At 59.1% G+C, this 26,155-nt stretch carries 23 protein-coding genes; 15 read left to right on the plus strand and 8 right to left on the minus strand.

Going from position 1 to position 26,155, the window contains the following annotated elements; genetic code table 11:
* The first annotated feature begins 110 nt into the window (after positions 1-110).
* The 5 genes from BR48_RS25630 (at position 111) to BR48_RS0100110 (ending at position 3,893) form a co-directional block, all read left to right on the plus strand.
* On the plus strand, positions 111-257 hold the full coding sequence (locus tag BR48_RS25630) for a DUF3096 domain-containing protein (protein WP_081815702.1): 147 nt from the start codon (positions 111-113) through the stop codon (positions 255-257).
* Positions 258-394: 137 nt separating this feature from the next.
* Positions 395-616 (plus strand): aa3-type cytochrome c oxidase subunit IV, encoded by a 222-nt coding sequence (locus BR48_RS0100095; RefSeq protein ID WP_027229467.1) that lies wholly within the window; start codon positions 395-397, stop codon positions 614-616.
* Positions 617-772: 156 nt separating this feature from the next.
* Complete coding sequence (locus BR48_RS0100100; RefSeq protein WP_027229468.1) at positions 773-2,080, plus strand: Re/Si-specific NAD(P)(+) transhydrogenase subunit alpha; 1,308 nt, start codon at positions 773-775, stop codon at positions 2,078-2,080.
* Complete coding sequence (locus tag BR48_RS0100105; protein WP_027229469.1) at positions 2,080-2,490, plus strand: NAD(P) transhydrogenase subunit alpha; 411 nt, start codon at positions 2,080-2,082, stop codon at positions 2,488-2,490. The genes BR48_RS0100100 and BR48_RS0100105 overlap by 1 nt, the downstream gene beginning before the upstream one ends.
* A gap of 2 nt (positions 2,491-2,492) precedes the next feature.
* On the plus strand, positions 2,493-3,893 hold the full coding sequence (locus tag BR48_RS0100110; RefSeq protein WP_027229470.1) for an NAD(P)(+) transhydrogenase (Re/Si-specific) subunit beta: 1,401 nt from the start codon (positions 2,493-2,495) through the stop codon (positions 3,891-3,893).
* A gap of 50 nt (positions 3,894-3,943) precedes the next feature.
* Here BR48_RS0100110 and BR48_RS0100115 read toward each other — a convergent pair whose 3' ends face one another.
* From BR48_RS0100115 to rpsU, 3 genes are all read right to left on the minus strand, one after another.
* On the minus strand, positions 3,944-4,543 hold the full coding sequence (locus tag BR48_RS0100115; RefSeq protein WP_027229471.1) for an NAD(P)H-dependent oxidoreductase: 600 nt from the start codon (positions 4,541-4,543) through the stop codon (positions 3,944-3,946).
* Between the two features lie 8 nt (positions 4,544-4,551).
* On the minus strand, positions 4,552-5,409 hold the full coding sequence (locus BR48_RS23285) for a tetratricopeptide repeat protein (RefSeq protein ID WP_051614362.1): 858 nt from the start codon (positions 5,407-5,409) through the stop codon (positions 4,552-4,554).
* Positions 5,410-5,540: 131 nt separating this feature from the next.
* Positions 5,541-5,792, minus strand: coding sequence for a 30S ribosomal protein S21 (rpsU, locus tag BR48_RS0100125; RefSeq protein WP_027229472.1), 252 nt, complete (start codon positions 5,790-5,792; stop codon positions 5,541-5,543).
* Between the two features lie 392 nt (positions 5,793-6,184).
* Here rpsU and BR48_RS0100130 point away from each other — a divergent pair, with 392 nt between their 5' ends.
* From BR48_RS0100130 to BR48_RS0100150, 5 genes are all read left to right on the plus strand, one after another.
* Positions 6,185-7,438 (plus strand): sarcosine oxidase subunit beta, encoded by a 1,254-nt coding sequence (locus BR48_RS0100130; RefSeq protein WP_027229473.1) that lies wholly within the window; start codon positions 6,185-6,187, stop codon positions 7,436-7,438.
* A 24-nt stretch (positions 7,439-7,462) separates the two neighbouring features.
* On the plus strand, positions 7,463-7,831 hold the full coding sequence (locus BR48_RS0100135; protein ID WP_027229474.1) for a sarcosine oxidase subunit delta: 369 nt from the start codon (positions 7,463-7,465) through the stop codon (positions 7,829-7,831).
* Between the two features lie 3 nt (positions 7,832-7,834).
* Complete coding sequence (locus BR48_RS0100140; RefSeq protein ID WP_027229475.1) at positions 7,835-10,846, plus strand: sarcosine oxidase subunit alpha; 3,012 nt, start codon at positions 7,835-7,837, stop codon at positions 10,844-10,846.
* Positions 10,839-11,393 (plus strand): sarcosine oxidase subunit gamma, encoded by a 555-nt coding sequence (locus BR48_RS0100145; RefSeq protein WP_027229476.1) that lies wholly within the window; start codon positions 10,839-10,841, stop codon positions 11,391-11,393. The genes BR48_RS0100140 and BR48_RS0100145 overlap by 8 nt, the downstream gene beginning before the upstream one ends.
* A gap of 169 nt (positions 11,394-11,562) precedes the next feature.
* Positions 11,563-12,741 carry a hypothetical protein gene (locus BR48_RS0100150; RefSeq protein ID WP_027229477.1) on the plus strand — a complete coding sequence of 393 codons (1,179 nt, stop codon included), beginning with the start codon at positions 11,563-11,565 and terminating at the stop codon, positions 12,739-12,741.
* Positions 12,742-12,757: 16 nt separating this feature from the next.
* Here the strand turns inward: BR48_RS0100150 and BR48_RS0100155 are convergent, their stop codons facing one another.
* The gene (locus BR48_RS0100155) at positions 12,758-13,240 is read right to left on the minus strand and encodes a MaoC family dehydratase (protein ID WP_027229478.1); all 483 of its coding nucleotides are present in this window, start codon (positions 13,238-13,240) and stop codon (positions 12,758-12,760) included.
* 93 nt (positions 13,241-13,333) lie between these two features.
* Positions 13,334-13,993 carry a TetR/AcrR family transcriptional regulator gene (locus BR48_RS0100160; RefSeq protein WP_027229479.1) on the minus strand — a complete coding sequence of 220 codons (660 nt, stop codon included), beginning with the start codon at positions 13,991-13,993 and terminating at the stop codon, positions 13,334-13,336.
* 233 nt (positions 13,994-14,226) lie between these two features.
* Here BR48_RS0100160 and BR48_RS0100165 point away from each other — a divergent pair, with 233 nt between their 5' ends.
* Entirely contained in the window at positions 14,227-15,165 is a 939-nt protein-coding gene (locus BR48_RS0100165; RefSeq protein ID WP_027229480.1) for a homocysteine S-methyltransferase family protein, read from the plus strand.
* A 5-nt stretch (positions 15,166-15,170) separates the two neighbouring features.
* On the opposite strand, the gene BR48_RS23290 is transcribed toward BR48_RS0100165, so the two are convergent.
* From BR48_RS23290 to BR48_RS0100180, 3 genes are read right to left on the minus strand one after another with little or no spacing between them, the layout of a single operon-like run.
* Positions 15,171-16,019, minus strand: a complete 849-nt coding sequence (locus tag BR48_RS23290) for an N-acetylmuramoyl-L-alanine amidase (RefSeq protein ID WP_027229481.1) — start codon at positions 16,017-16,019, stop codon at positions 15,171-15,173.
* Positions 16,020-16,034: 15 nt separating this feature from the next.
* Positions 16,035-18,338, minus strand: a complete 2,304-nt coding sequence (locus tag BR48_RS25330; RefSeq protein WP_027229482.1) for a DNA/RNA non-specific endonuclease — start codon at positions 18,336-18,338, stop codon at positions 16,035-16,037.
* Positions 18,339-18,389: 51 nt separating this feature from the next.
* The gene (locus tag BR48_RS0100180) at positions 18,390-18,755 is read right to left on the minus strand and encodes a hypothetical protein (RefSeq protein WP_027229483.1); all 366 of its coding nucleotides are present in this window, start codon (positions 18,753-18,755) and stop codon (positions 18,390-18,392) included.
* A gap of 685 nt (positions 18,756-19,440) precedes the next feature.
* Here BR48_RS0100180 and BR48_RS0100190 point away from each other — a divergent pair.
* From BR48_RS0100190 to grrM, 4 genes are read left to right on the plus strand one after another with little or no spacing between them, the layout of a single operon-like run.
* The gene (locus tag BR48_RS0100190; RefSeq protein ID WP_155810767.1) at positions 19,441-21,165 is read left to right on the plus strand and encodes a hypothetical protein; all 1,725 of its coding nucleotides are present in this window, start codon (positions 19,441-19,443) and stop codon (positions 21,163-21,165) included.
* Positions 21,166-21,178: 13 nt separating this feature from the next.
* Positions 21,179-24,730, plus strand: coding sequence for a hypothetical protein (locus BR48_RS0100195; protein WP_027229485.1), 3,552 nt, complete (start codon positions 21,179-21,181; stop codon positions 24,728-24,730).
* Positions 24,714-24,983: a hypothetical protein gene (locus BR48_RS0100200; RefSeq protein ID WP_155810768.1), complete on the plus strand. Its 270-nt coding sequence runs from the start codon at positions 24,714-24,716 to the stop codon at positions 24,981-24,983. The genes BR48_RS0100195 and BR48_RS0100200 overlap by 17 nt, the downstream gene beginning before the upstream one ends.
* Positions 24,968-26,155, plus strand: coding sequence for a cyclophane-forming radical SAM/SPASM peptide maturase GrrM/OscB (gene grrM, locus BR48_RS23300; RefSeq protein ID WP_051614364.1), 1,188 nt, complete (start codon positions 24,968-24,970; stop codon positions 26,153-26,155). Before BR48_RS0100200 ends, grrM begins: the two co-directional genes overlap by 16 nt.

Below are 26,155 nucleotides of genomic sequence, written 5' to 3' on the forward strand. Positions count from 1 at the left end.
TTGCCAATTTGAATATAAATTAAACGATCCCGGCCGTTACCGACAGAATCATTGTATTCGAATAGCGCTCTGTTCTGAGCTGGTAGCTTGCGCACACAAAGGATACCGAAATGATTGCTGAAATCGCCATCGCACCACTCGTCGCCCTAATCGCCGGCATCGTCATATTGATCGCCCCGCGATTGCTGAACTATGTCGTTGCGCTCTACCTGATCATCATTGGCGTTGTCGGTCTTTTTCCGCATCTTCTCGGTTAGTTAATTAGGCTCGACCGCGATGAAACTCTATTCTTGATTTATATTGATCGAGGTCAGGGTGAGCGACGATCTGCGCATTGCGCAGTTGTCGGCTTTTCGCTATTGCCTTTACGACGTCGACTAGAAGAGGTTTGAAGATGGCTGAACATCACGACACCACGCCTGCAGAACTGGGCGCGCCCATGGACTATGCGGAGCATGAGAAGACCTACAATCTTTTTCTCTCGCTTTCGAAATGGGGCTTCGTTTCCTGCATAGCGCTGGTCGTTGCCATGGCTTTCGGCTTTTTCGCCGGGGGATTCTTTTCTGCTCTGGTTCTTTTCTTTGTTATTTGCGGAGCTGCCTGGTTCCTCCTTTAGGGCGCGCTGGTTCTCAAGAGCCTGGACGCCCGTCCAAAGCCCGCTCGATCTTGACCGGGCGGGTCTTTAAGACTGCCAATCGTTACAAGCGGGAAGGCGCGCTGGTCCGAAAGGCCACTGCCTTGTAGTGAAAACTTGCTTTGGGGGGTGAAGAGCTTGGCTCAGACACTATTCATACCGAAAGAGACCGATGCCAATGAGGCGCGTGTCGGTGGCTCGCCGGAGACGGTAAAGCGGCTTATTGGCCTTGGCTTCAACGTCGTTGTCGAAACGGGTGCCGGAACCGCGTCGCGCATTCCTGACGCAGAGTTTACGGGCGCCGGCGCAAGTATCGGCAAGGCCGCGGACGTCAAGGACGCCGACATTGTCCTCAAGGTGCGCCGACCCGCTTCCCCTGAGCTCAAATCCTACAAGAAAGGCGCAGTCGTCATCGCCATGCTCGATCCTTACGGCAATGACAGCGCCGTCAAGGAACTCGCCGATGCCGGGCTTACCGCCTTCACCATGGAGTTCATGCCGCGCATCACCCGCGCGCAGGTGATGGACGTTCTTTCCAGCCAGGCCAATCTTGCCGGCTACCAGGCGGTCATCGATGCCGCCGAAGAATATGACCGCGCCTTGCCGATGATGATGACAGCAGCAGGCACGGTGCCGGCCGCGAAAGTCTTCGTCATGGGTGTCGGCGTCGCTGGCCTGCAAGCTATCGCAACTGCGCGCCGCCTTGGAGCTGTGGTAACCGCCACGGACGTCCGTCCTGCGGTCAAGGAGCAGGTCGCATCGCTTGGCGCCAAATTTCTCGCTGTCGAGGACGAGGAGTTCAAGGCTGCCGAGACCGCTGGCGGCTACGCAAAGGAAATGTCGAAGGAATATCAGGCAAAGCAGGCGGCGCTGGTCAATGACCACATTGCCAAGCAGGATATCGTCATCACGACGGCGCTTATCCCGGGTCGTCCGGCGCCGAGGCTGGTGACACGCGAAATGTATGCGCGCATGCGTCCGGGTTCGGTTCTGATCGATCTTGCGGTCGAGCGCGGCGGCAACGTCGAAGGCGCGGTGGCTGGCAAGATCACCGAGATCGATGGGGTCAAGATCGTTGGACATCTCAACGTCCCGGGCCGTATTGCGGCGACTGCCTCGCAGCTCTACGCGAAGAACCTCGTCGCTTTTGTCGAGACGCTGGTCGACAAGGAAGCGAAGGTGCTGAAAATCAATTTCGACGACGAGCTCGTCAAGGCGACCATGTTGACCCATGACGGCAAGGTGGTTCACCCGAACTTTGCCCAGGCCGCTGCGGCTGTTGCTGCCCCTGCCGAGACGCCGGCTGCCAGGCCTGTCGCCAAGAAGGCCGCGCCGGCCAAGCCTGCCGCTCTAAAAGACGCCGCAGTGAAACCGGCCGCCAAGAAAGCCGCGCCGAAAAAGGCTGCTGCATCCAAGGCGGCGCCAAAGACTGAAGGAGAGGCATGATGGCTGATGCTACACTCGAAAAGGCCCTCGAGACCCTGAACCAGGCCACCGAGATCGTCCGTCAGGCTGCCGAAAACATGCCGGAAGCCGCTGGCGCCGCGGCTCACGCCGTTTCAGGCGGAGTGGTCGATCCGTTCGTCTTCCGCCTCGCAATTTTCGTCCTGTCGATCTTTGTCGGTTACTACGTTGTCTGGTCGGTGACGCCGGCACTGCACACGCCGCTCATGGCCGTTACCAACGCGATCTCCTCCGTCATTGTCGTCGGCGCGCTCTTGGCGGTCGGACTGTCGGCGAGCGGCTTTGCGACCGGCTTCGGTTTCATCGCGCTCGTCCTCGTCAGCGTCAATATCTTCGGGGGCTTCCTCGTCACCCACCGCATGCTCGCCATGTACAAGAAGAAGGAAAAGTGAGCATGAATGTGAATATCGCAACTTTCCTTTATCTCGTCTCCGGCGTGCTCTTCATCCTCGCGCTGCGCGGCCTTTCGCATCCGACGACCAGCCGACAGGGCAACTACTACGGCATGACGGGCATGGGCATTTCCATCGCGACAACGCTGGCGCTTGCCGAGCCTAGCTTCAAGGGCCTCGGCCTGATCGTCCTCGGTCTTGCCATCGGCGGCGCTGCCGGCGCGTACATTGCCAGGCGTATCGCCATGACGGCAATGCCGCAGCTTGTTGCCGCGTTCCACTCACTCGTCGGTCTGGCTGCGGTCATGGTTGCCGCGGCCGCGATCTATTCGCCCGACTCCTTCGGGATAGGCGAAGTCGGCAGCATCCATGGTCAAGCGCTCGTGGAAATGTCGCTCGGCGTCGCCATTGGCGCGATCACCTTCACCGGCTCGATTATCGCCTTCCTGAAACTTGACGGCCGCATGTCGGGCAAGCCAATCATGCTGCCTGGGCGCCATGTGCTCAACATTGCTCTTCTTGCTGCCATAGTGCTCCTGGTGATCGCACTGGTCCTGACCGAGAGCCATGCGATCTTCTGGCTGATTGTCATCCTGTCGCTGGTTCTCGGTGGCCTGATCATCATCCCCATCGGCGGCGCGGACATGCCTGTCGTTGTCTCGATGCTGAATTCCTATTCCGGCTGGGCGGCAGCGGGCATCGGCTTTACGCTCGGCAACCTCGCTCTGATCATCACCGGCGCGCTGGTTGGGTCGTCCGGCGCGATCCTGTCTTACATCATGTGCAAGGGCATGAACCGTTCGTTCATTTCGGTCATCCTCGGCGGCTTCGGCGGCGAGACCAGCACTGCTGCCGGCGGTGAAGTCGAACAGCGCCCGGTCAAGCAGGGCTCCGCCGACGATGCTGCCTTCATCATGAAGAACGCCTCCAAGGTCATCATCGTGCCCGGCTACGGCATGGCCGTTGCGCAGGCACAGCATGCCCTGCGCGAGATGGCCGACAAGCTGAAGGCAGAAGGCGTTGAAATCAAATACGCCATTCATCCGGTCGCTGGGCGCATGCCGGGTCACATGAACGTGCTTCTTGCCGAGGCCAATGTGCCTTACGACGAGGTCTTCGAGCTCGAAGACATCAATTCGGAGTTTGCACAGGCCGACGTCGCCTTCGTCATCGGCGCCAACGACGTCACCAACCCGGCGGCAAAGACCGATCCTAAATCGCCGATCTTCGGCATGCCGATCCTTGATGTCGACAAGGCGGGGACGGTGCTTTTCATCAAGCGCGGCATGGGCTCCGGCTATGCGGGCGTCGAGAACGAATTGTTCTTCCGCGACAACACCATGATGCTCTTTGCCGATGCCAAGAAGATGGTAGAGAATATCGTCAAGGCGCTGGACCACTGAACTTGTGTTTCGCGAATGAGGCAAAGGCCCGCCCATCGGCGGGCTTTTTGTTAGATCAGGCGTTCCAATTTCCGCCCGAGCCGACGCTCAAAGGCCGCCAACCGTTCCGCTGACAATTGTTCGGTGTTGTAGAGCGAGAGCATGGAGAACCGCGCTTGCGGCGCGCATGTGCCGATGATGGCGCGCGAAAGTATGCGGCGGACCGGACGGAACATCACGAACCAATCGATCCACCAGGGCGAGCCGAGCGTAGTGACGGCAAGGCAAGACTTGAGCCTGGTGAGCCGCGGAATCATACGGCCAAAATCAGGGGCATGGTCATAGGCAACACCCGGCACAAAGAGCCGGTCGATCCAACCCTTGAGAATCGCCGGAAGGCCGAACCACCATGTCGGAAAGACAAGGATCAGAATGTCGGCGCGGACGAGGTCTTCTGCATGGAGGGCCACGGCGCTTCTGTCATAAGCATCCGCGTAATAGGCCTTGCGCTCATTTGCCGTGAGGCGGGGGTCGAAGCCGCGCTCATAGAGATCGGCGAAGGTGATACTGTGACCGGCCTCATCGAGCCTGGCGGTTATGAGCGAAGCAAGGTGCGCGCAAAGGCTGTCTTTCAAAGGGTGAGCAAAAACGACAACGACGCTCTTGCCCATCTATCGCATCAGGACTTGCGCGTGCGCGCCAGACCGTCGACAGCAGGCTTGTACTTGGGGTCAAGCTGAACGGCGCGGGCGTAGGACTTGGCGGCGCGGGCCTTGTCGCCGCGATGCTCGTAGATTAGGGCCTGGTTGGCCCAGCCCTCGGCAATCGTGCCGTCGAGTTTAATCGCCGTATTGAAATCGTCGAAGGCGTTGTCGTCATCGCCGAGCGCCACATAGGAAATGCCACGGCCATTATAAGGCTCCGCAGCATCGGGCTGCAGCGAGATCGCCGTAGAGAAGTCCTCGATGGCCTGCTTGTGCTGGTTGCGCGCCTGATAGATGAGACCACGATTGTGGTAGGCGCGGGCATCCGTGGTGCTGAGCTGGATCGCCTGGTTGAAATCGTTCATCGCCTGGTCGAGCTGGCCCGCCTGGCGGTAGAGGTTGCCGCGCCCGATATAGGCAGCATCATATTGCGGGTTGATCTGGATTGCCCGGCTGTAGTCGGCAATCGCCTGGGCGGAGTTGCCCATGTTGCGATAGACGAGCGCGCGGTTCGAATAGGCCTGGTAGAAGTTCGGGTTCAACTGAAGCGCGACGTTGAAATCCTTGATCGCGTCATTGTTCTTGCCGGCGCGGCCATAGGCGGAACCGCGGACATTGTATGCCTCGGGATCCTTCGGATTGTTGCGGATGACATCATTCAAAGAACTGATGTTCTCGGTCGATCCTTGTGCCTTGTCGATCCCGGTCATGTCGGTGGTCGAAGTGCTCTGGCATGCGGCAAGGCCGAGCGCGGAGATCGACGCGATCAACAATCCGGCATAGCGTACCGAGGGAAATTTGCCGTATGCGGCGCGTTCAAATGAATATGTCATTGTCTATGTGTCCCGTACAACTCAGAGCCGTGCAAGCTCTTTTGCTCCGATGGCACCAAACGAAAAAAGGGCGGCGCGGCGTGAAGCCACTCCACCCCGATATCGGGTTAAAAGCGTCGATAAACCGCTGATCAACGAGCCGCAGCGGCGCGAACCGGCGCCTTGCGTGCCGGCATCGGCAGAAGACCCTCGCGCTGTGCCTGCTTGCGGGCAAGCTTGCGAGCGCGGCTGATTGCTTCCGCCTTCTGGCGAGCGCGCTTGATCGACGGCTTCTCGTAGTGATCATGCATCTTCATTTCGCGGAACATGCCTTCGCGCTGCATCTTCTTCTTGAGAACGCGGAGAGCCTGATCAACATTGTTTTCGCGTACGAGTACCTGCACGTTTTATCCTGTATCTCTTAGATTTCACTGAGCCTGGCCACCGATCCCCGACCGAAGATCATGGGACAACAAACCGGACTTCGCGACGGTCATCCATCGCAAACTGCGGTCGGCATTAGCAGAAACTCAAAACGATGTCCATGGCGATTTGGCATGGAATTGCTGATATTCGTTCGCCAAAGCCATGGACCACGGTTTAATTTGGGGCTGACCGGCATCGCGCGCCAATCTCCGTCGCAAAATGGCAAAAGACGCTTGGACAGATACGATAGTGATGCGCTAACACGCCGCGCATGTCGATAAACTCCATGTCGATTTTGGGACAGGAAACCGGCGAGAAATCTTTGAACAATCGGCGCTCGAAGCCAAGTTGTGCGCAAAGGGAATAGGTAATGCGGAAATATTCGGTATTTGCTCTGGCCCGCGAAGCCATGCGTGCCCACAAGGGCTGGGAACAGCAGTGGACGTCGCCCGAACCGAAGTCGGAATATGACGTCATCATTGTCGGCGCCGGTGGCCACGGTCTCGCAACCGCCTACTATCTTGCCAAGGAACATGGCATCACCAATGTGGCCGTGCTCGAAAAGGGCTGGCTCGGCGGTGGCAATACGGGTCGCAATACGACCATTATCCGCTCCAACTATCTCTATGACGAATCCGCCGGTATTTACGAACATGCGGTAAAGCTCTGGGAAGGGCTGAGCCAGGACCTCAACTATAACGTGATGTACTCGGCACGCGGCGTCATGATGCTCGCGCACAACATCCACGACGTTCAGGTGTTCAAGCGCCACATCCATGCCAACCGGCTGAACGGCATCGACAATGAGTGGTTGACGCCCGAGCAGGTCAAGGAATTCTGCCCGCCGATCAACCTCTCTGCTGATGCACGTTATCCCATCATCGGTGCAGCATTGCAGCGCCGCGGCGGGACCGCACGCCACGATGCCGTGGCCTGGGGCTATGCCCGTGCGGCTGCAGACCGCGGCGTTCACATCATCCAGAATTGCGAAGTCACCGGTGTTCGCCGCGCCGCCAATGGCGCCGTGGTCGGTGTCGATACCAATCGTGGCCCCATCAACGCCAAGAAGGTCGGTGTCGTCGCCGCCGGACATACGTCGGTCATCATGAACATGGCGGACGTCCGCATGCCGCTCGAGAGCTACCCGCTGCAGGCGCTGGTCTCGGAACCGGTCAAGCCGTTGATTCCCTGCGTGATCATGTCGAACACCGTGCACGCCTATATTTCCCAGTCGGACAAAGGCGAAATGGTGATCGGCGCCGGCACCGACCAGTATACGTCCTATTCGCAAACAGGCGGCCTTCACATCATCAACCATACGCTCGATGCGATCTGCGAGATGTTCCCGGTCCTGACACGCCTCAAGATGCTGCGCTCGTGGGGCGGCATTGTCGATGTCACACCCGACCGCTCGCCCATCCTGGCCAAGACCCCGGTTCCCGGCCTCTATGTCAACTGCGGCTGGGGCACGGGCGGTTTCAAGGCAACGCCGGGTTCGGGCAACGTGTTTGCCCACACGATCGCCCGCGACGAGCCGCACCGTATCAACGCTCCGTTCACGATCGAGCGCTTTACCAGTGGCCGGCTTATCGACGAGGCAGCCGCCGCTGCCGTGGCGCACTGACTTTTTTAGAAACGAGACGAAGACATGCTTCTCATCAAATGCCCCTATTGCGAAGAAGAGCGCCCGGAACTGGAATTCCGCAATGCCGGCGAAGCGCATCTGGTCCGTGCAAACCCGATCGTTGACCAGTCGGACGATGATTTCGCCGCCTTCCTGTACTTCCGCCAAAATCCGAAGGGACTTCAGTTCGAGCGCTGGCGGCACATTCATGGCTGCGGACGGTTCTTCAATGCCGTGCGCGATTCCGTTTCCGACAAGTTCTTGACCGTCTACAAGGCGGGCGAACCGAAGCCCAATGTCGAGCAACTTGTGACACGAGGGACGACGCCGGCAGAAGCAGTCGTTGAATCTCCCGCGCCGCGCACGCCGCGCACCAAGAAAGCGGAGGCCTGAGCCATGACCAACCAGGTTCATTCCGGCAGCAACCGTATTTCCGGCGCAGGTCGGCTTACACCCGCAAAGACAGTCCGTTTCACATTTGACGGCCAGAGCCTTACCGGCCTCGAAGGCGACACGCTTGCATCGGCGCTCCTCGCCAACGGCATCCATCTGGTCGGACGCTCGTTCAAATATCACCGTCCGCGCGGCATCCTGTCGGCAGGCAGCGAAGAGCCGAATGCGCTGGTCGATATCGAGCGTGACAAGTCACGAAAGCAGCCCAACGTCCGCGCAACGGTTCAGGAAATCTATGACGGCCTGAAGGTGAAGTCGCAGAATCGCTGGCCGTCGCTGACATTCGACGTCGGCGCGATCAACGATGTTTTCTCGCCGATGCTGCCGGCAGGCTTTTACTACAAGACGTTCATGTGGCCGAAATTCGCATGGAAGACGATCTACGAGCCGAAGATTCGCGCAGCCGCCGGCCTCGGCGTGGTTCCTGGCGAACCGGATACCGACCGCTATTCCAACCGCTTTGCCCATTGCGACGTGCTTGTCGTAGGGGCCGGTGCCGCAGGCCTTGCCGCAGCGTTGAGCGCTGCAGCCACCGGTGCAACCGTCATCCTTTGCGATGAACAGCCGGAAGTCGGTGGCGCGCTGCGCTATGAAAGCGATGTCACCATCGACGGCGCGCCCGGGTACGAATGGGCGACGGCGACCATCGCCAGGCTGCGTGCCATGGACAATGTCACGGTTCTGACCCGCACGACGGCCTTCGGCTACTATGCGCAGAACTTCGTCGGTCTCGCGGAGCGGATCAGCGATCATCTCAGCACTCCGGCAGCGGAAATGCCACGCGAACGCCTCTGGCAGATTCGCGCCAAGAAGGTCGTGCTGGCGACGGGCGCGATCGAACGGCACATGGTTTTTGCGAATAATGACCGTCCGGGCGTCATGCTGGCTTCGGCTGCGCGCATGTTCCTCAATCATTACGGTGTTGCGATCGGCCGCAAGGTTGGCGTCTACACGGCCAACGACTCGGCCTACGCGGCAGCGATCGACCTGAAGCGGGCCGGGATCGACGTTCCGATCATCGTCGATACGCGCGACAACCCGAAATCGGCCATCGTCGAGGAAGCGCGATCGCTGGGTATCGAGGTACTGCCGGGACATGCGGTCTTCAGCGCCGGCGGCAAGCGTCGTGTTTCATCGATGCTGATCAAGCCCAACAGGGGCGGCAGCGAGCGCAAGGTCGCGGTCGATGCCGTGATCGTCTCCGCGGGCTGGACGCCCTCCGTTCACCTCTTCTCGCAGTCGCGCGGCAAGGTGGCGTGGGACGCGGCAAACGAGAGGTTTCTTCCCGGCACCTACGCGCAGGACTGCCTGTCGGTCGGTGCCTGCAACGGCACGGACGGCTTGCAGGACGTGATCAATGAGGCCATCGCCGCCGGCGGATCGTCGGCCGAGCAGGCGGGCTTTGCCGGCAAGGGTACGCCGGTATCATTGACCGCCACCGGCAGTGCCAGCTGGATCGGCGGGATGATCGGCTCGGCTGCCGGCGCTGGCCCAGACACGACGGTCAAGGCTTTCGTCGATTTTCAGAACGATGTCACGGCCAAGGATGTCCGGCTCGCCGTGCGCGAAGGCATGCACTCGATTGAACACGTCAAGCGCTTCACGACGAACGGCATGGCGACCGACCAGGGCAAGACATCGAACCTGCACGGCCTTGCCATCGCTGCCGAGGCCCTGAACAAGCCGATTCCGGCCGTGGGCCTCACGACGTTCCGCGCCCCGTTCACGCCGGTGACGTTTGGCACCATCGTCAATCATGCGCGGCACGATCTTTTCGATCCGACCCGGCGCACGCCGATGCACGCCTGGCATGCGGCGCAGGGCGCTGCCTTTGAGGATGTCGGCCAGTGGAAGCGTGCCTGGTATTATCCGCAGGCCGGCGAGGATATGCATGCCGCGGTCAACCGCGAATGCGTTGCCGTTCGCACCGAGGCCGGCATTTTCGATGCCTCGACACTTGGAAAGATCGAGGTTGTTGGCCCAGATGCGGCGAAGTTCCTGGAACTGCTCTACACCAATCCATGGGAAAAGCTTGGCGTCGGGCGCCTGCGCTACGGCATCATGCTGCGCGAAGACGGGTTCATCTACGATGACGGTGTTGTCGGCCGCCTCGCCGAGGACCGCTTCCACGTCACGACGACGACCGGTGGTGCGCCCCGCGTCATGAACCACATGGAAGACTACCTGCAGACCGAGTTCCCGCACCTTGATGTGTGGCTTACCTCGACCACCGAGCAATGGGGGGTTATTGCCGTGCAGGGGCCAAGGTCGCGCGAGATCATCGCGCCGCTGGTCGAAGGAATCGACATGTCCAATGAAGCCATGCCGCACATGAGCGGGCGCGAAGGCAAGATTTGCGGCGTGCCCACGCGGTTGTTCCGCATGTCGTTCACTGGCGAAACGGGCTACGAAATCAACGTTCCGGCCGATTACGGGCAGGCGGTCTGGGAAGCGATCTACGAACGCGGCAAGCCGCTTGGCCTGACGCCCTATGGTACCGAGGCAATGCATATCCTGCGCGCGGAGAAGGGCTATATTATCGTTGGTCAGGATACCGACGGCACGGTGACGCCGCAGGATGCCGGGCTGACTTGGGCCATTGGCAAGAACAAGACCGACTATGTCGGTATTCGCGGGCTCTTGCGCCGCGATCTCGTCACTCCGGGACGCAAGCAGCTCGTCGGTCTCAAGACCGTTGATCCGAAGGTGGTGCTGGAGGAAGGCGCGCAGATCGTTGCCAATCCGAACCAGCCTGTGCCGATGACAATGATCGGACATGTGACTTCATCCTACTGGTCGGAAAATTGCGGCCGCTCCATCGCCCTCGCGCTGGTTATCGATGGCACGAAGCGGCTCGGCGAGACGCTCTATGTGCCGATGCCGAATGGAGTGATCGAAGTGGAAGTCACCGGAACTGTATTCTTCGATGACAAGGGAGAGCGTTTGAATGGTTGAGACGATCCAGGCAACACGCTTGCATCCGCTGCAGTCGGGTCGCACCGGTCCGGCCGCGGTCTCGGTGACGCTGGCTGATAATGCGACACGTATCTCGCTGCGGGCCCGCCCGGACGCTGTCGCTGCCCTTTCGAAAGCACTCGGTCTGACGCTGCCGACAAAACCGAAATCGACCGCCGTGAATGGGAGCCGCGCCGCCTTGTGGCTTGGCCCCGACGAGTGGCTGATCATCGACGACGGCGAAAGCAACCTCGTTGCGGACCTCGCCAAGGCCAAGGTACTGCATTCGGCAGTCGACGTTTCCCATCGCAATGTCGGGATCATCGTTTCGGGCAAAGGGGCGGAAGGCGTCGTCAATGGCGGCTGTCCTCAGGACCTTTCGCAACGCGCATTCCCGGTGGGGGCCGCCTCCCGCACGGTTCTCGGCAAGATCGAGGTCGTCCTTTGGCGCACGGCGGAAAATACATTCCGCGTCGAATGCTGGCGCTCATTCTCTCCCTATGCTTTCGCTTTCCTGCAGGAATCGGCGCGCGACATCTGGGTCTGATCGACGGCTGATTTTTTGGACTGCATGAAGTTCCGGTTGTGCAGTCCGGCCATTTTCATGTAAACGGCGCGATCATGCGGGCGGAGCCATCCACTTTGGATCGCTGCCGCGTTTGCAGCTATTGTGATGACTGCCGATTTCGCGTGGTCTCTTTGCCGAGAGAAGTGAAATGGCCGTCAGAAAGCGTCTCGTCATCAATTTTACCGGCTATGAGGGCCTGCACCCTGATGCGGTGCGCGGGCGTTATCTCAATAGCGCGGCGGATTTCAACAAGCTCTGGGGCGCAAGAACCGCTGCCGGCCCGATGGTTGCCGAAGGCGACGACATCGCGTCCATGGATATCACCACGCGCGGCAGCGACTGGAAAACCGAAACGAAATTCTGCCAGTACGGTTCGGCCGATATCTTCGACGCCTATGCAGCACGCAACGTCGTGACGCGCTTCGCAACCGGTCTCATGGCGTTCCTCGACATTTTGTTGACCGGCACCTTCTGGCGATATCTGCGCACCAGCTGGCGCTTCTGCATCTTCTTTCTCTGGCCGTTCGCCTATGCCTGCTTCGTGACGCTTGCCGCGCTGGCGGTTGGGCTCTTTCCCGTGCTCGCCGAGGGCAGCAAGCTTCACCTTCTATGGACGGTGCCGCTCGCGCTCGTCATTGGCTGTGTGGTCATCCGTTGGCCCGGGGAGAAAGTGTTCTTCTCGTACTTGCTTGACGATTGGGCTGCAGCTTCCGACCGCATTTACGGCCGCAATCCCGCTCTCAACCAACGCCGCAAGGCTTTTGCAGCCAATCTTGCCGAGAAGCTTCGAGTGACTGACGCTGACGAGGTCGTCATTATCGCCCATAGTCTAGGTACGGTGCCCGCGGTCGAGGCCATCGCTGACGTATGGCGTATCGATCCGGAATTGCTCAGGCGCAAGCCGGTGTCACTGGTCGCTGCGGGTTCCTGCCTGCTGATGATTGCACTGCACCCGCGTGCCAATGGTTTGCGTGAAGATGTGCGCGTGGTCATGCAAGAGACACCGGTCCAGTGGGCGGAGTTCCAGACGGTTACCGACATCGTGCATTTCTACAAATCCGATCCGGCAGTGGCTCTTGGGATAAAGCCGCGTCAGGCTCCGGTCATCGAGCGCATTCGTTTCAAGCGCATCCACAGCGCAAAGCGTTACGTCCGTGCCAGGAAAAACTTCTTCAAGATGCACCTGTTGTTCCTCAAAGGCGCACAGATTCGCAACCCCTACGACATGGGCATGTTCGTGCAGGGGCCGTTTCCGTTCAAGGAACTGGTGACGAAATATAAGGGGGTGTCGGCGCCGCTCGATCTGGAAGGCAAGCTCGCCGCTTGAGGCAAGCGCTCGCCGTTCAATCCATTTCAGGCGGATTTTCGAGGACCGCGATGGTCAGCCAATTGGCGACCAGCGCAGGCTTGAGGGAGTTCTCGATTTCCAGGGTCACTTCGTAATTGTTGAGCACGCGGCCGGAAGGGCGGATATCGGCATCCGCCAGCCTGAAGCGGGCGCGAACCCGCTTGCCGGACTTTACGGGCGCCATGAACCGAACCTTGTCGAAACCGTAATTGATGCCCATGGTCGCGCCCTCAAGCATCGGCAAGGCTTCATAGGCGAGCGTCGAAAGCAGCGAAATCGTCAGGAACCCGTGGGCGATCGTCCCGCCGAAGGGCGTTTCCTTCTCTGCGCGCTCCGGATCGGTATGGATGAACTGGTGGTCATCTGTGGCATCTGCGAACTGGTTGATCATTTCCTGGCTGACCACCCGCCACTCCGAGCAGCCGACCTCGGTGCCAACCGCTTCCTTCAACTGCTTGAGTGAAATCGCTTCCTTCATAACTTCGCGCTTTCCGAACGTCTTGTGATCTATTTAGGCTGTTCGATAGCGGGTTATGGCGTGAATGTCATCCCGTCATAAAGGAGCACCATCTCATGCGGCCTGTATGCTGTCTGGAACAGGTGGTTTTTCGAGCTGGGCGGTTGCGGGTGAAAACAACAGTTTGACGAAGCTGCGAAATGCCAACACCTGACGTTCGATACGCTTCGGATCGTTGAGCGCCTTCGACATGATGATCGCGCCGTCGACGATGCATGAGAGCATGTCGGCCACATCGCCGAGATCGATCGCATCGCGCGGGCGGTGAACATCGGCAATGTCGTCGAGTATCGCCCGGAAGCGCATGTGCCATTCCTTTACCGATTGGGCGATAAGATTGCGCACATTGCGATCGAAGAGCCTTTCCTGGTAGCAGATGCTGGCAATGAGACAGCCGGGATGGCCGCTTGGAAGGTCGGACATGGTTTCTGCAAGAAGCTTGAGGCTGATGAGGAAGGCTTGAAGCGGATCGTCTGACAATTGATGGCCGCGTTCGAAAATCTCGTCGAAAACGCGATTGTTCTCGTCAACGTAGCGCCGAACCATCTTGTGGGCGAGTTCGTTCTTGTCCTTGAAGTGATAAAAGAAGCCGCTCTTGGTAATACCGGCCTCGACAATGATCTCTTCGATCGACGTTGCGCCGAACCCCTTGGCGAGGACCGAAGCTTCTGCAATTTCGATGATCCGTTCGCGGGTTTCCGCGCCCTTGCCCATGGCCTTCCCCAGAACTACTGTACCGTCGATACAGTTTTGCGATTGGTAGCATAGCATGGAAAGGGCGATCCCGGCCATTGTGGCAGCTAAGTCTCTGAAATGACAAAGTTTTATCAGCCAATCCGCGGCCGCACCGCAAGCTTTCTAGATCGTGCAGCCCAAAGAGCGCAAAAAGGACCATGCCGACAAGGGTCAAATGACCGGGGAGTGCGGCAGTAACCTTGGAGACGATCATGGCAAAATATCGCCAGAATCTGCCGCAGCTTTCCGGCAGCCTTTTCCTCAGCGATGGGGGGATGGAAACGACGCTCATATTCCTCGAAGGCATTGAGCTGCCGGAATTTGCCGCATTCGTGTTGATGTCGACCGACGAGGGACGGCAGCATCTCAGAGACTACTATGTTCGCTATCTTGAAGTGGCGAAAGAGAACGCTACCGGCTTCATCCTCGACACGCCGACATGGCGGGCAAACGCGGACTGGGGCGCCAAGCTCGGCTACGGCCGCGCCGAACTGGACGCCGTCAACCGCCGTTCGGTGGATCTGCTTGTCGAACTTCGCCAGGAGTATGAAACGGCTGCAACGCCCTGCGTCATCAGCGGCGCAATCGGTCCGCGCGGCGACGGCTATAAGGCCGGCAATATGAATGCCGATGAGGCCGAAGCCTATCATGCCGCGCAGATCGCAACCTTTGCCGATACCGAAGCCGATCTGGTCGCCGCCTACACGCTCACCAACTACAACGAAGCGATTGGCATCGCGCGCGCCGCCCGGGCCAGTGAAATGCCTTGTGTGATATCATTCACGGTGGAAACCGATGGCAAGCTGGTGACGGGTTTGTCTCTGCGGGAAGCGATCGAACGGGTCGACGAGGCGACGGGTGGTTCGCCGCAATATTACATGATCAATTGTGCGCATCCCACGCACTTTGCGCAGGTCCTGGAGAAAGGTGAAGCGTGGACGCGCCGCATTGGCGGCCTGAGAGCCAATGCTTCGACCAAAAGTCACGCTGAGCTCGACGACTCGACCACGCTCGACGTGGGCGATCCACTCGATCTGGGACGCCGCTATCAAGCGCTGACCCGGGCGTTTCCGCGGATGAGCGTCCTCGGCGGATGCTGCGGAACCGATCATCGCCACGTCGCCGCCATTTGCGAAGCCTGCGCCGCCTAGCGTGCTCAGTCGATCTTCCGCGGCGCCTTGTCCCTTACAGGCGTCCGCGGGGCCTTCTTCGTTCCGGCTGCTGCCCTTGCGACCTTGACTGTGCCCACGGGGCTCTCGTCGAACTTGACGGTCTTCTTAGGCCGCGAAGGCGCCTTTGCGGCCGGCTTGGCCCGGGCACGTGCCGGTCGCCTTGCCGGCATTTCAGTATGCGTGCCTTGCGGATCGGCATGGTCCGGCATATGCGAATGGTCGCTTTCAAGCCCGGGATCGGAAAACGGAATGGTTTCCAGCCCCTCCACGACCTCCGGTCCCTCAGTATCTTCCAGCATCAGGTAATCGACTTCCGGCTTGGTGTAGGCCGGGTCCCAGTGGGTATTTTCCGGCACGTTGCTGTGGCCGTAATGGCCGCCCTTCGTATCCCAGATACTGGCGTTGCGGTTATGGCCGCCCGGATCCTGACCGTTGACCGCAGGTTTGGGCAAGCCATTCGGCCAGACTTTCGGAATGGAATGGGTGGCTTCGAGCCAGCGGCAAAGCCGTCGAACATTATCGAGGGTGGCGCGAACCTTTGGCCGGTGGGCGAACCCTACGACTTCGATCTGGATGGCTGAATCGCGGTTCGTCTGGACGCCGTCAGCGAGGTTCTTGAGCGCGCGTGAGGCAGTGTCCGTATCGATGTGCTGGTAAATTGTGGTGGCATCAACCGTGAAATGCGGATCGGACCTGTTCGCCTTGAACGCGGCGAATGCGCCCGCCGCCGAACTTCCTTCGGTTGTGTGATGAACGATCTTGAACGGGCCGCCGGTGTAGGTTCCAGACGAACCGCTGATCGGCTTCCAGGTCGCAAAAGGACAACGTGGCATCGATTGTTCCCTCCCTTATTTTTGCGTTCGAGCGGGTTGAGCCGGCCCGCCTGCCGCCATTTTTTTCCGGCGACTGCCTGCGTGCAGCCCGACTTCGGTTCCGCGAACCGTCTCGTACTGATCGGCCTTGCGCACCTGTTCGTCGAAGCGGACACCGGCCAGGCGTTCGATGTCGGCAATCGGATACATTGCCGGCACAAATTCGGCCGGCACGGCGAACTCGAAATCGACGTCGGCAAGGTCTTGCTCAAGCATGAATCCATAGGCGGCGATGCCATCGGCCACGCGGCTGGTGATCACCTTCCAGTAGCGGGACGGGATCTTGGCACGCAGCACAGTTCGCCCCTCGCCGACACCGGTGAAGACTTCGTCTGAAGGGTCGAGCACCGGTCCAGCGAAAACGCAGAGCCGCTCGTTGGCTGCCTCGGCGAGCACGCAGTTTTCAAGATCGCCCCAATTTTCGTGGCCGCTGGCGGCCCGGTTGAACCCCGCGACGTGCGGCGAGCAATTGGTAACGTGATAGGTATCGCCATTCGCCCGACGCAGTTGATCGTAGGTTGCGCCCCAGGCAACGTCGTCGCGGCGCACGATATGGCCCTTGTCGAAAGCTTTGCGATCTCTGGTGAAAAACACATCCGGAATCTGCAGGGCTTCATCGAGGCGCGGATCGGTAAACCATAGTTCCTGGTCGCTCTCGCCGAGGCCGGAAAGGCCGCGCCGCGTATAGTCGCGACCGGGTTCGGGCCGTTTGAGTTCCGGCGCTTTGGTAACGTTGGACGCGGTGATCAGAGCAAGGCGGCGCTGCGCATGCATCCTGATCGAGAAGTTCTCATAGTGAAGCGTGTCCGATCCCGTGAGCGTCCGGGCGAGCACGCTCGCATCCGCTGCCTGCGGCATGGCCACCTCGACCGGCGCGAGGAGCGCCTCTTGACTTGGGTCATTGAGAAAATGTGCGTCATAGCCCTTGCGCGTGCTGAAGTCCGTATCGCGGAACGGCGCCCGCGCGGACTCAGTCATGCCAGCGTCGTCGGCGCTCACACTTTCGCTTGCCACGACCACGGCCTTCTGATCGTCGAGGTCGACTGAAATGGTAATGCGTAGCGGCAGGACGATGCGTCCCACCTCGCGTTCTTGCTTGATCGTGATCGACGACGCGGCGTGGGCGGTGGCGCTGGAAGCGGTATTCCCCGTGCTGGAAATCGTCGGGTCGCCGCCATTCGCAACAAGTTCGGCACCATCGGCCCGCTGCCACCAATCGCCCCAATCATTGGCACCGCCGGTCGGGGCTCCGGCAAATTGCACGCCGGCCGCGATTACGCGGCTGTCGCGCGACAGTTCATAGGCCGGCACGGCATAATTCTGCTTCTGGTAAAGGCCCCCGAAGTGCAGGCCCATGACCTCGCCGCTATCAAGGTCGAGAATTGCCGAGCCCGAGTTTCCGCCCAGCGTCGAGCAATCATGTGTCGCAGCGGGTACCATCTTGCCGAAGCTCGATGTCGTTATGCCGCCCTGGAGTTCGCCCGGTTGCAACCGCTTGACGCCGTAGCGTCCCGCCATGACATCGTTCTGGACATCGGAGGGGTTGCGGGGATCGAAGGCAGGATAGCCAATGGCGAAAATATCGTGGCCCGTAAGGTCGCGCGCATCCGATAGCGAAAGCTTCAACGGCTTGGCGGTTGCGGGAAGGCCGTTCACGGCAAGAATTGCCATGTCCCAATAGGGATGGATCATGACCACGCGAACGACGTCGAGCATCGGGCCGGTCGGACGTCCCTGTTCGCGCTTGAAATCAATGGCCGCCCGTGCGCCGTCGATAAAGGCGAGCCTGCGGTCGCCAAGCCCTTTCGAGAAAATTTCGGCGACATGCCTGTTGGTCATCAGCAGGCCGTCGCCGACGACAAAGCCGGTGCCACCATAGGGATACTTGTTGTTGCCCGGCAATTCGATGCGGCCGATCGACGGAATGACCCCTTCTATCCTGGTGCGGATGGCAGCATCATCCGACAGGCGTCGCCAGAGCGGATGCGTGACGGTAAAGGTATTGTCGACGATGTCGATCGCCGGCCGCAAGTCCGGCAGGATGATCGCTTCAAGCCCGTAAAGCTCACCCTTGGAGGGATCGCGGCCAAGCTCGATCGCTTCGAGGCCCGATTTGGCGAGCCTCGTCTCATCCGTATCGCCGGGCATGCTTTCGAGACCGGAATCGCCTCCAGCCTTGGTCCGCTCCTCCAGCATGTTTCTGATGGGCTCGATACCGCCATGTTTCCTGGTGATGAGCGTCAGATAATCCTTCAGCCTGTCAGCGTCCGTATTCCCCATTTTCCCCACCTGTCCGCCCTCGGGCGCAACTCATTGCGAAAGCTCCATTCGTCAAAACCAGGAGCGCAGGAACTGCCTTTCCGCTGGTCCCTCGTCCACTCCGGGCAGTTCGCGCCCCTCATTTGCGGGAGCGGGCGCTCCGCCGCCCTGGAGCGCAGCGCCGGCGCCGCTCGTGCCAGCCGCGGCGAGATAGACGACAAAGGCATTGAGGACCGCAAGGAAGAGGTCGGCTCCGGCGGTGCTGCCGGCAAAGAAGGCCGTTGCGAGGCAGATCACCAACGACACTGCGAGCCCCAGCCATCGCGGTTGCCAGCCAAGGGAACGCCAAAGGCCGTTGGTCACTGCCGTCGTTGCAAGTGTCATGCCGCCAATGGTGCCGAGTGCCGTCAGATCGAGCAGTTGAGGGGTCGCAGGCATCCTATCCTCCGCAAAATGGAACATGGTCCAAGACCCGCCAACGCCTGGCTTCGTAAAACGGGCGCAACTCCAGTCTGCCGTCCACGTCAATTCCCGATATCGCCGTCAGGTCGCGTTCCTCGGGTTGCCGCCATGCACTGCTATTCAATAGGCAAAGTAATCCGACCCGGAATCTTCAGCATTGGTGCAAGACCAATAAACCTAATAAACTCCAGTATTATCAACTATAAGTTGTTGCAAATGCTTTAGTAACTTGTAATATTCAAGCGAATATTTGACGATCTTGACACAAAATTGCGCCTGATCAAGCGAAATCTGCTGAAGCCTGCCCCATTTGCTCCAAAGGAATTAGTTGGTTCAAGAAGAGGTGATTGCGGCAATCCACCCCCTCGAAAGCGCCGTTCAGTATTTCGAGAGCGTTCTGGCTGTATGACATAATGATAGATCAGGGATTGTAACGCCGCTATTTCCGGACCACGCTACGTAAAGTAAGAACCCTGCGCGTCTATTCAGTGTTTTCTGCAATGAAATCGAGTACTTAGTTGTAGAAGGCGGGCGATGAACAAGTTATGGTCGAACATGTTAATACCAAGTGATTAAAGATTCTCCAGTCTATCCGAGTGAACTTTAAGTAATTTATGCTATATTGACCAATCAGAGTTCTCGTGTCTCGGGGGACGCTTGCGTGAGTGACTTGAGTGGCAGTGAAATCAAATTGCTTCGATATTTGATTGGTCAGGCGTTTCCCAACCTGAACCTCTTCTCTATCTTTCTATCCGATCAGGAATTTTTGCCGCTTCCCGCAACGGTGGTCAATCCGGACCTCGGCTATGAGGAAGCGCTGCAGGATTACATTGTCGATACGATTATTCCTGAAGCCCTGATGAACAAGTTCCTGCGTATTCTGACGACAAAGAAGCGAATCCGCGCGCAGATCCAGTCGCTTATGGACCCAGTCGATATCGACAGCAACATGTGGCTCCGGACCTACATGCAAGGGGAAGTCGCTTTCAAGTATTGCGATGACGAAGGCGTCTTCGATTACTTTGCACAATACCATCCATTTACTGCTGAACTGTGGGCGAAAGTTACTGAACTCAAAGCAGAGCAGATCAGCCAGTCCAAGTATTTCCTCGCTATTGTAACGCCGGTCGATCTCGAAAATCTGGAAGCGACGGATGGTACTGTCTTCGACCATGCGTTCAACGATTGGCTCAAATCCCGTTCGGGTCCTCCCGAGGCGCGCAAACGTTTCATGCTCATCTATGAGAAGGAGGAGATGGGCAACTGGTGGAACAAATGGAAGGACCGCTATCGCGCCAAGTATCCTGCCATCGATGACGAGCCAATATTCTTGCGGGAGCTCAAGAATGATCCAAAAGACCGGGCTAGCGTCCGCGCTGAGCTTCAGGCTTTTCTCAATCTGCCGGACGAGCCGCTGTCACCCAAATTGTCCAATGTCTTGTTGCTTGGGACGCCGTCGACCGCTGACACCGATCCGGGTACGCAGGCCGGCGACGTTGCGCTTTTTCAATATCTGCGCCGATTCAACGCGGACCGTGTACAGTACTGGGAGGATGGCTGGGGCGATACAATGCGGATGACCGTGCCGCAGCGTGACGAGTTCTTCCGATATCCGCCGATTTTTACACGCTCCGCATCGGAGCGAAACACCACTGTCGGCGGGCTCAAGGACAAGATGATCCCGCTGCTCATGGACGCCCTCGGGTATTCCAACGACGATGTGGTGGGCATTTGGCGCGATAGCGTCAGCAAGTTCCAGCGCGTCTACTGGCGCTCGGCAGGCGAGTGGTGGGACAGCACGGAGATCAATCCGAAAACAGAGAACGCCTGGAAAGGTTCGGTCGAAGAAATCGGGGCAAAGCTTGCCAAACTTGCCGGCTTCGGCGACCTTTGCGAGAGCAAGCTGCGTACGCGTTTCGAAAATCTTCCCGACAGCGATCCAAACCGCCAGCTTCTTTCGACCAACCTGCAAAAGCTCGGCCAGACCGTGGTCAAGCCTGGCGAATATGAAACAGTCGCCGTATCGCTCGATAGCCTCGAGGAGAGTGTGAGCCGTTTTAATCGGGCGCAACTCAATATCGTCGCCGCCCATGATCAGAGAACCAGGCCCGGCGATAAACAGCATACCATCAACCATTTCGAGGATTGGGATACGCGGATCGACCGACTGGTCGGACAATATTTTCCGGATCGCGAGCCGAAGATTTTCCGTATCGCCGTGCTATTTCAGAATTTCGATAAGTTCGATGGTCTCAAATTTGACGAAGGCCTTTCTGTGCGGCGCTGGAACCTGCTCAAGGTCAGACGCGACAACAACAAGATCGATTTCAACAGCAGCGATATGAACCATCTGATCGATGCGGCCAAAGACATGATGCACCACTAGGGAGGCGGTACGCGTGAACGTAATCCCTGGTGCAGCGACCGACCTGCCGGAGACCCATGCCGAGATCTTCATCCGGCGCTGGCTAGCGGGTGACAAATCGTGTTTTGCCAAGGGGGCGGGTATCCTCATCACGACCCCCTATCCGGGCCTGCGCAGTTTTCGCAGGGACCTTGCGCGGTATTTCTGTGGCCGCGAAACACAAAAGCGCGATCTGAAAAAATTCTTCGCCAATCGCGAGACCGAGAACACGGCGACAGCCGGGAGAATGACCTTTGTCGTCGGCGGTTCGGGCAGCGGCAAGTCTTCGCTGACACGCGCTGGCCTTATCGCGGAACTCGACAGTATTCCGATCAAGGGGCAATGGGGCGCTTGGTATGTCGCCGAAATGCGGCCGGCAAAAGATCCGATCGGGCAACTTCAACAAGCTTTGTGGAGCGTTCTACGTTCGATCATCGACCTCGCCTATGTCGATCCCGATACTGAAGACATGCCCAAAGGCGATTTCCCCGAGCGCTCGACCGCGGAAAAATCGGCCTCGATCCGTGGGGCAACGGACCGTATACGCGGAGCGGCGCGCGAATTTGGTATCGAATGGCCCGACGGTGCAACACAGCACGATGTCGAGACAGCAACGCTGCGATGGCTGGATCGCGAGATTTCGCCGACCAAAGGCACCATATCGACCCGATCGGTATTTGATTTCGTCAGTGAAGTCCTTGCGACTTTTGACGAAGCCGCAAGCTATGGCGAGCGGAGCGGGCGCCCACTGCTCCTGCTTCACATCGATCAGTTCGAGGAGATATTCCGCAAGGAGTGCGATGCGGATGGCCGCAAGGCGCTGATTGGCTTGCTCCGCGATATTTACGAGTACAAGCCTGCATGTCTCTTCGCGGTTGCCACGATGCGCAGCGAGGAACTCCACCGGTTTTCCGAATATGCCGGCATGGCCGAGGTTATCAATTCCTCGATGTATCTGGTTGACCTCGTCACCGGTGATGACATCGAGGCGGCAATCGTCGAGCCGGCAGGCCGACTTGCCAAGCTCTGGGAACTGCCCCTCGACGCCGCCACCGAAGCGCGGATCGCACCCTACACGGCAGAATCGGTGAAGGAGCTCAAGGAGGCGTACCGGGAGGCCGGCGAAGCTCTTCAGCACAAGGCCGATAAGTTGCCCCTCTTGCAGCATTTTCTGCCGCTGGTCTGGGAACACGCCGTCGATGACTGGATTGTAAGGCGGGCAAAGAACAAGGATGCGCAGTTCGAAATCGATACGCAGCATCTTGCGTCCGTTCCCGGTTGGACGCCAACGGCGGCCAACGAGCAGGTATGCCGGCTCGGGCGCTGTCTCAACGCCGCCGCCGATCGGGTTTTCGCCGAGGCCGAGGACGTGATGACGGCGATGGCGAAGGAGCAAGGCTTCAAAGGCGGCCAGAATGATTTGCGTCTTGAGGCGGAAGGTATTCTTTCCGTCTCCTTGTGCTGTCTGGCGCAGCTCGATGATGGCGGCCAGGCGGTGAGAAAATTTGTTTCGGTCGACGAGATGCTGGCGACGAGCGCCGGCGCGGTTCGGCTCGGAACATCGAAGGCGGCGAAGGGGCTCCTTCGGTCCTACCTGCGCGATGCGCTGCAGAAGTTCGAGGATGCGGGCCTCGTCGAACTCCTGCCATCCGAGAGCGGAGAGAGGTCGGACATCTACAATGTCACGCACGAGTCGCTCATCCGTAACTGGGCGGCTTACAAGCAGCATCTCGAATTGCAAAAGCGCCTCGAACAGCGCCTGGCGCAGCTCGCAATCCAGGAGCTTCCGGCGATCGACAATATCGAAAGCGGGCTGCTGCATCGCTTGTTCCACAGGAACTGGGAGGCGGCGAGCACGCTGATCCCTTCGGAAAGCCAGGCGACACTACGCCTGCTGTTCGGCCCGGATTCCCGTTACAGCGATGCGTGGGCTAAGGACGTTCTTGTCGAGAAAAAGAAGCAACTTGTTTCGATCGGCGATACTGGCCAGGCCCTGGTAGAGCCGGACAAGCGGATTCGTTGGATAGGCGACCTCTGGCGCGACGCTGTCAAATGGCGCGAATGGGGCAGCAAATGGGTCAACCAGTTGCAGACCCTCGTCATGTGGGGCGTCAGCGCCATCGCCGTTTTGGCCATGGTCGCGCTTGGAGCTTCCTTGTGGGCCAATAATGAGCGCGTCAGGGCAGACGGCCTTGCGGTGCAACTCAATCGTGCGCTCGCGGTCAACGATTTCGCCAATTCGACGGCCCCGCGCAACGGTGCGGACGATCGCGCCCTGAAATGGCTGATCGACACGGTAAAAGCGGACTATCAGTCGACGCATGACGAACAGCAGAAATCCGTGCTGCGCAAAACCATCGGACTCATCGATACCGGTGCGCGCGCGGTCTACGGCGCCGATCTTATGGTTTCGTTCGAGCCTGGCTTGCCGAAGGGCGAAATCCAGAACGTGGACTGCAAGAAGGCGACCGAGAATTCCGGCGCATTAGATGCGTCCAAGATAGCGTTCAAGGTGCCGTCACCCTTCGATGGAAACCCCATAAGTACCGTTACAAAACTTGAATGCGGGTCGAAGGACGGCAACTGGGTTTTCCGTCTCGACGTATCGGAATCACCCAGCAACAATATGACCACGCGGCTCGACACATATGTAGGCTTGCGGCGGCTCAACACACCGACGCAATTTGGCGTTCGCGGACCGCGCTCGACTGAAAGCGGCGAGAAAATCAACCTCCTCGTCCAGGATCGCGAGATACGCACGCGGCTGGCAGATGTAAAAATCCAGGATGTGAAGTTCGTCCAGGCCGGCGCGGTCGTCGGCTTTTTGATTCCGAACATCGGCCCGGAACATGCGGGCAAGCGGACGAATGTGTATTTGTGGACAACGACAGGCCTTTCTGATCCGATCCAGGTCCCGACCGGAATGGCTGGCGCAGGGTTGCTGGCCGACGGACAAGGGAACGATGCGGCCAAAGACGGGCGGGCGTGCCGGTCCTACAAGGTGAACCTTTTCAGGGCGACGGCAGGGAAGGGCGGACCCGACGATGTCAGGGCCCTCGACACGAGGCCGACCTATCGCACCTGTGACGCCGGTCCCGTCGATCTTGATACAAATGACAAGCAGCTTGTGGTATACAGGGCAGGTTATGACAACAAGAAATGCCTCGATGATCTGTCGGACTGCCAGAACACGATAGAGGTGCAGTACAGGGATGCTGCGAAGGGCCTTGCCGAGCCGGATGATGGGCATACCGCTCGGACCCGCATCGTATATATCGGTCCAAAAATCATCGACGCAGGCGTTCAGGGCGATTGGCTGTGGCTCGAAGACGTCAAGCTGCGCAAGTGGCGATATCTTGTTGGTACGCAGCCGCTGAGCGATATCCTCGAGATGCGGTGGCAGAATGCCAGCGGAGCCTCGCTTCAGGGTGCTGCCGGTTTCAAATATCGCTTGCCGCAGACGTGCAAGGACATCGCGGAATGCAAGGCATTTGTCTCGAAACCCGATAAAGGTTGGCCTGGAGTTGAAGATGAAAGTAACGAGTAATCTGCGAACTTTGGGCCTCGGCGCCCTGGCGGCAGTCGCACTGACCCCGCCGGGGAACGCATCGCCCGAAGCACCTGTCGCCGTGGAAAACCTGCGGGCGATCGACAGGCTTGGTCAGATCAGGTCGGATTATCTGAAAGCAATCGGCAAGCCCGAACTGGCAGCGCCCGACAGCACGCAGATTGCGCAGTGGCAGAATTTTCCGAACTTCGGTAATTTTCCGAACTGGGCGAATGGATGGCAGAACTACTAGACGCGCAGTCCTTGCGCGGCACGACCCGGCTGCTGGTGATGCAGCCGACGGCGTTCTGCAACATCAATTGCGATTATTGCTATTTGCCGCATCGTAACGAGAAGACAGTCATGCCGCTGGAAACAGTCGGCCGCGCCGCCAGCTTCATCTTCGATTCGCAACTCAATGCGCCGGACTTTACAATCGTCTGGCACGCCGGCGAGCCCCTTGTCGTTGCGCCGGAATGGTATCGTCAGTCCATTGCCCTTTTCGACCGGGTGGCGCCGGCCGGACTCGCCGTGCCGCACGCCATGCAGACCAACGGCATGCTGATCGACGACAAATGGTGTGACTTCTTCCTGGAAACGCATATGCGCGTAGGTGTCAGCCTCGACGGAACAGCGCGGCTGCATGATGCACGGCGCAAAACGCGATCGGGGAAAGGCACGCATGCGCAGGTCATGCGCGGCATCGATCATCTGCGCCGCCGCGGCGTCCCCTTCCATATCATCTGCGTAGTCGGCAAGGCGACCCTCGATGCTGCGGAAGAACTGATGGATTTCTTCAATGCTGAGGATATTCGCCATGTGGGTTTCAACGTCGAGGAAATAGAGGGCTCCGTTGAAACGTCGACGCTTGAGGCGGAAGGGTCTGACACCGCATTCCGCCGTTTCTTCGCCCACGTGAGCGAAAGAGCGCGCGCAGCCGATCCTCCCATATTGATCCGCGAACGCGAGGACCTTCTCGCCTGCCTGCAGAGCCCGGCCTTCAGCTACTTCGGCCACAATTCGCAGAACGCGCCGTTCGGAATCGTGACCGTATCGTCCGGCGGCGATCTTTTCACTTTCTCGCCTGAGCTTGCAGGCCTCAAAAATAAAGCCTTTGGGGATTTCTGTATTGGAAATCTCGCCGACGCGACGCCGTCCAGCGCGCTTGCATCGCCTGCGTTCCGGGCAATGTGGCGCGACATCGATGAAGGGGTCAGCCGATGCAAGGCAAGCTGCGCCTATTTCAACCTGTGCATGGGCGGCGCGCCGGTCAACAAGCTCTTCGAGAACAGGACCTTCAACAGCACCGAAACCATGTTTTGCCGCCTGTCGCACCAGGCGGTGGCCGACGTGGTGCTGGCGGAAATCGAGAGCAATCTCGCCGCGGCGCCAAAGACCACCGCGTTCATTGCGGCTGCGGGCTAG

The organism is Phyllobacterium sp. UNC302MFCol5.2 (assembly GCF_000686005.1).
In the GTDB taxonomy this organism is placed as follows: domain Bacteria; phylum Pseudomonadota; class Alphaproteobacteria; order Rhizobiales; family Rhizobiaceae; genus Phyllobacterium; species Phyllobacterium pellucidum.